Annotated in this window: 6 protein-coding genes and 1 pseudogene; 5 read left to right on the top strand and 2 right to left on the bottom strand. The window is 38.2% G+C overall.

Features of this window, described 5'->3' with window-relative positions:
* From AC1DSL_RS15400 to AC1DSL_RS15380, 5 genes and pseudogenes are all read left to right on the top strand, one after another.
* Positions 1–408: pseudogene (locus AC1DSL_RS15400) on the top strand (hypothetical protein); the annotation flags it as partial.
* A gap of 201 nt (positions 409–609) precedes the next feature.
* The gene (locus AC1DSL_RS15395) at positions 610–1,059 is read left to right on the top strand and encodes an HIT family protein (protein WP_477532854.1); all 450 of its coding nucleotides are present in this window, start codon (positions 610–612) and stop codon (positions 1,057–1,059) included.
* Between the two features lie 236 nt (positions 1,060–1,295).
* Positions 1,296–2,432, top strand: a complete 1,137-nt coding sequence (dnaN, locus tag AC1DSL_RS15390; RefSeq protein WP_477532853.1) for a DNA polymerase III subunit beta — start codon at positions 1,296–1,298, stop codon at positions 2,430–2,432.
* Positions 2,433–3,483: 1,051 nt separating this feature from the next.
* A complete protein-coding gene (locus AC1DSL_RS15385) occupies positions 3,484–3,630 on the top strand; it encodes a hypothetical protein (protein ID WP_477532852.1) in 147 nt (48 codons plus the stop codon).
* On the top strand, positions 3,627–4,271 hold the full coding sequence (locus AC1DSL_RS15380; RefSeq protein ID WP_477532851.1) for a hypothetical protein: 645 nt from the start codon (positions 3,627–3,629) through the stop codon (positions 4,269–4,271). Before AC1DSL_RS15385 ends, AC1DSL_RS15380 begins: the two co-directional genes overlap by 4 nt.
* Positions 4,272–4,522: 251 nt before the next feature.
* Here the strand turns inward: AC1DSL_RS15380 and AC1DSL_RS15375 are convergent, their stop codons facing one another.
* Positions 4,523–4,780, bottom strand: a complete 258-nt coding sequence (locus AC1DSL_RS15375; protein ID WP_477532850.1) for a helix-turn-helix domain-containing protein — start codon at positions 4,778–4,780, stop codon at positions 4,523–4,525.
* Positions 4,780–5,407: sigma-70 family RNA polymerase sigma factor (locus AC1DSL_RS15370; protein ID WP_477532849.1), on the bottom strand; the 628-nt coding region annotated here is incomplete at its 5' end. The genes AC1DSL_RS15370 and AC1DSL_RS15375, both read right to left, overlap by 1 nt.

Genomic DNA, 5,407 nt, shown 5'->3' with positions numbered 1-5,407 from the left:
GTTGCATTCAGTCCCTCTCATAACGATGCTCTCATTCAGGATAMCAATCAAWCGTCAGTAGAGGCAGACGATCAACTTCCTGATTATCGTTTTGGTGAAGACAACAATCAATTAAATGTGAACGAACTGAAAGACTCACAAATTATACAAATCATCGAGGACTCGGGCTTCGAATTTATAGTGGAGAACGGTCAGAAACAGATTGAAGAGATTTGCTCAATTGAACTGCAAGACACATTACGAGTAGCTTGCTTCGAATTCCACATGCATGACACAACTGAAGATACTGTTTTTATTCGTGTCTGGAATACGTGGACGGGCCAATTCGATGTGCAATTTGAAACGGAACTTAACCAGAAGGAAGCAAGCCGTCTAAGAAAACACTACTTTGATCAACCGACATCATAACTTTTAATATACGCTCTGATAAACTATATTGTTGATCTCAGTTCCAACGCACTTTCATGTTTCGAAGCTAGCGCAGCGATGCCGAAACAGAAACCGGAGTACCGGTTTTCCAAGCGCCGAGGAGTCTTTGCGCTCGCCCTAGGAAAGCGTAGCATTAACATCAACATTTAACGTAGTTCTAATTTAAATGAGGTGAGCTAAATGACAGTTAATCATAAGCTTGAAGGTATGGAATGTATGGGCTGCGCGTTGGCAAATAATTTATCTGTTCACGTGGTTTATGAAGATGAGTTCGTTTGTTGCATTTTAGACCACGATCCATTTAACGAAGGACATACTTTAATCTTACCTAAGCAGCATTTTCGCTATGTTGATGAATTTGACTCGGAAACTGCAATTGCTGTAATGAAAGCATCTCAATTACTTTCAAAAGCCTTAAAAAATATATTTAATCCCAATGGAATAACGGTTTGTCAAAACGGTGGCACAATTGATGAATTATCACATTACCACATGCACATTGTGCCAAGATATGAAAATCAATCATTCGCAAGTTTCTATACAGAAGAACCTTGGGACAATGAAGACCTTAAAGAAAAACTGCCTAGAACACGCAATGAATTAGCAAAGGTGATTAGTGAGTTATACTAACCATAAGCATACTAATTATTATCAGACCGCTGAATTTTAATCTTCAACGGTCTTTAAATATTTGTCTGGTTCGACATGAAGCGACAAAAAGATGAGTGGATAGCCTTTACAATATGAAAAGACAGATCAAATTGAAGAAGTATTAAGTTACCCGTTTCAATCCAGTCAGTATTAATCGTCATCGTATTACTTTTTAATGTTCAATTTTAAAAAATACATACAAGTGAGGTATCATAATGAAATTTGAAATCAAACGTGAACGATTATTAGATGGGTTAAATGATGTAATGAAAGCAGTAAATTCTAAGACAACGATTCCCATTTTAACCGGGATTAAATTAGAACTTACAGAAGAAGGTTTATATATTACAGGTAGTGATTCCGATATCACGATTCAAACTTTTATAAAAGCCGAAGAAAATGGCGAACAGGTTATCAATATTTTTGAAAACGGAACTATTGTGGTACAAGCCAGAATGTTTAATGAGATTGTTCGAAAACTGCCAACAAATGCTGTTGAAATTGAAGTCAATGAGCAAAATCRGACGCATATTCGTTCAGGTAAGTCAGAATTTCATTTAATCGGATTGGATGCTTCTGATTATCCCTTACTTCCAGAAATTCAAGATAATCGACAGTTTACCATTCCAGCAGATTTACTAAAATCCACTATTCGTGAAACAGTATTTGCAATCTCTACATCAGAAAGCCGTCCAGTATTAACCGGTGTTCACTGGCAATTGAAAAGCGGAGTTCTTCAGTGTGTAGCGACGGATAGTCACCGTTTGGCACGGCGGAAAATGAACTTAAAGCAATTGCCCGAGGAAGAGTTCAGTGTAGTAATCCCTGGTAAAAGCTTAAGTGAATTAAATAAAGTCATTGCTGATTCTTCCCAGCCTGTAGATATTATGATGACACAACAGCAAGTGTTGTTTAAAACAGAAGGTGTATTATTCTATTCGCGTTTGCTAGAAGGGAGTTATCCAGACACATCCCGATTGATTCCAAACGAATATAATACGACAATCTCGCTTGATGGAAAGGCTTTACTTCAAGCAATTGATCGTGCTTCGTTACTCGCACGTGAAGAACGTAATAATATTGTGCGATTAACTTCATTGGGTGGAAACGTCATTGAAATATCCTCCAGTTCACCCGAAGTGGGACAAGTAGAAGAAGAAATTCAAGCAACATCTATTGAAGGAGAAGAGCTGAAAATTTCCTTCAGTGCAAAATATATGATGGATGCGTTAAAAGCTTTTGGTGGCCACGATATAAAAGTTCAATTTACAGGAACCATGCGTCCATTTATCTTGAATTCTGTTCACGATGACGCAGTTCTGCAATTAATAGTACCTGTACGAACGTATTAAATGACAAAAATTAAGAAACGAGTTGTGACCTAGTCGCAGCTCGTTTTTTTATTTACTTACTCAACTTTCGCATAGAAAAAACATTCTCCAATCTTAGGGGAATATACGCTGATGCATAAACTAATATCCCTATTGACTACTAGTAGGAACGCATGTCACTTCGCTCTTTCTTTATCGACATTCGTACTTCAGTTGTACATCCCACACTTTTGAAATGCTATGATCAAACCAATATGAGGTTGATATTCCGCAAAACAGCTACGCTTTCCGCGGGCTTGCGCCGAACTAACTCGAACTGATTGTTCGAGTGGATTTCGACACTTCGCCTTTCCCGCTGGAGTCTCCTCTGTTTTGCTCCATATCTCGACAATAAGTAGAATTAGAAACCTTTTATGAAATGAGACTGATAAATTAAGATGTTATCGGATAGTTGCAACGAAATCAGAAAAAAGGAAAGGACTTTTTGGACAGCCCCAATTTAAAATAGCTCTTTCTTATGGTGCGGGGTTTCGCCACTCAGCCTCAATCAACAACTTAAAGGCAGTTCACTTTAGACGAAAAAGAAATAAGCTTCGCACAACCGGATAAAAAAGAAGGAACCTTCCAAAATTTCATCTTTGGCAGGTTGTTTTCCCGAGATTAGGTGTCGAATCTTTCGTTAACCAAAAGCACTTAAACATGGGCACATCGATTTCCGGGGAGCGACGGACGAAAATTCACCGTAGGATTGCCCAAGAGAAAGACCCTGGGGAAGTGACAGCGTCACTTCCCCAGGGTCTTTTCGTTCAGGTCAATGGTGCAGTAGATTTAACTCCAAGGCGAACCGGAACTACCTGACTATGTGAATCCATGTAAATGCACCGAGAAAATCATTTCTTCTTTCGTCAAGTCTCTAATTAAAATAAGTCTCCTTCAATTTCCCGTAGGAAGGGAAGTGTATTTTCATGCTGCGAAAGTTGAGTTACTTACATCTCAAAAACAATTTTTTTCTTTTACCCGTGGGGAAGTAAGAAAATAAAAGTACCTTATATAAGTAGAAGGAGAGATGAATATGAAAAACTTGAAAATAGAGCATATCGGTGGAACGTACACTGTAATTGAGCATGGAAAGGACCGATACCAGCTCGTTCGAATTATCGGGGAGTATGAAGTGGAAGATGTTTATAAAGCAAAGAAGATGAGAGTAATGAACGGATGATTGATTTCATCGAGAAAATAGTAGATGCAGAACAATTAATTCATGGATTCGATTATGCAATTGTCTCGATAATCGTTCTTGACGCTGACTTTGAAACTTATTCTGTAGATGAATGGTATAACATGGATAGCTTGGCCTATTTCGAAACGGAACGATTGAAGAAGAATCACTATCAAGCTTTTCTGGAATTATGGAAAGGGAGCAGGTCTGGGAATGTGGGGATGGGAATCACCCCGACTCAGTATATCCGTAATGCCACATTATATTTACCGAAAGTGAGAATCGATTTGAGTGCAGCTATTACATTTAGCCTTGGCGTTGTGGAAATATTAAGAGGAGAGTATGCAGGTCAATTCATGCTTTATTATTCAATGAAAATGAATGAAGATGATTTGGTAGAAGCAGATGCTCTTGATGAAATTCTTATGCTTAAACTTTATTTCCAATACACCAACCCGTTTGATTACTATGACAAAGGCGTAGATTTCCTGATCAAGAACAAATGGGGCTACACCGAACATTTGATCATGAATAAGAGAGAAGAAGTGAAAGCACGGTTTAAGGAAATATCGGAATATCATGTAAGTGGTGGCAGTAGTCATTTATTGGAAAAGAATCAGAGGGAGGCTATAGTCAATTAGTGATGAGTGGACGGAAAGTCATCGCAAATGGTCAGAAACACTCTGCGAGTGGACGAAAACCTATCGCCAGCGGTCAAAGTAACACCATGAGTGGACGGAAATGTATCCCGAATGGACGAAAACACACCATCTTAGGATAATCCCAGTACAAAAATTCACCAACTTCAGCAAAAGACCTCCGATCAACTTAGAAAGGAGGAGTTTTAGGAAATGGCTATGCCTTGCAGGTATCGCCAAAAACTAGCCAATTATTATTGCTCATAGTATTGAGCATTCTGTCCTTCCAAGAGGTCGAGCATTTGAAAATAACCCGGAATGTTATCGACTTCATAATTTCGGATGCATTCCAGCAATTTGATTTTCAGTTCTTGAGACAAGTCTTCCCGGTATTGCCATTTTGTCTGATGTAAAGATCGATCAATTTTAGGAGCAAACAAATCAATGACGATGGCCAGTGATTCGTTATCCGTTCTTGACTGCTTTACTAAAGTAAATAAACTTTCACTCATTACTGCCCCTTCCTTCTCAATTCGGTTTCTATTATCTCTCTAATCTTTCTTAATGCTTTTGTATGACTTTTGGAAACGGCTTGCTGGGATTTATTCAGGCTGCATGCGATTTCGGAATCGTTCAACCCATAAATGTAAGCCAAACTCAGTACTTGCTGCTGATTTTCTGTGAGTGATTGAATCGCATGAAAAATCTCATAGCTTGTCAAATGGTCCCCAATAGTGGATGAAGCAATGAAAATATCCGTATTTTCCATGTTTTCCGAAGAACTCAGTAAATCAAGGAATGTTAATTCACCATCTTCTTTTAAAGGTCTGTCCAAAACTAACTGGTACCGTTCGGAGATCAGTTTAATTTTCTTATCGTAATTGATTGCATTAAAATAAATGGTTTGTGATAAATAAGTGGTAAATCTGATGTTGAAGTAAAATTCCCTGAACGTATCATCTAATTTCTTCTTTAATTCGGCAGTGGGTTGATTCCTGACTTCTTTCAACAATGCAATATGTTCTGGAATTTCMAAAAACGATTTGATGATAGGGTTTTGACGGTGTTTCTCCAGTTTATCCCAGTAAGTCTCAACACATTGATTATGATGATCGAATAACTCTTTCATCCTTATTACC

It is taken from the genome of Paenisporosarcina sp. P4_D4, assembly GCF_056401835.1.
Note: the sequence above shows the minus strand (reverse complement) of the source record. Positions and strands in the feature narration are given on the sequence as shown.

What these genes read in the sequence shown, in the direction of transcription:
- AC1DSL_RS15395 (WP_477532854.1), top strand. Translation starts at nt 610, where the DNA reads ATGACAGTTAATCATAAGCTTGAAGGTATGGAATGTATGGGCTGCGCG.
- AC1DSL_RS15385 (WP_477532852.1), top strand. Translation starts at nt 3,484, where the DNA reads ATGAAAAACTTGAAAATAGAGCATATCGGTGGAACGTACACTGTAATT.
- AC1DSL_RS15380 (WP_477532851.1), top strand. Translation starts at nt 3,627, where the DNA reads ATGATTGATTTCATCGAGAAAATAGTAGATGCAGAACAATTAATTCAT.
- AC1DSL_RS15375 (WP_477532850.1), bottom strand. Translation starts at nt 4,780, where the DNA reads ATGAGTGAAAGTTTATTTACTTTAGTAAAGCAGTCAAGAACGGATAAC.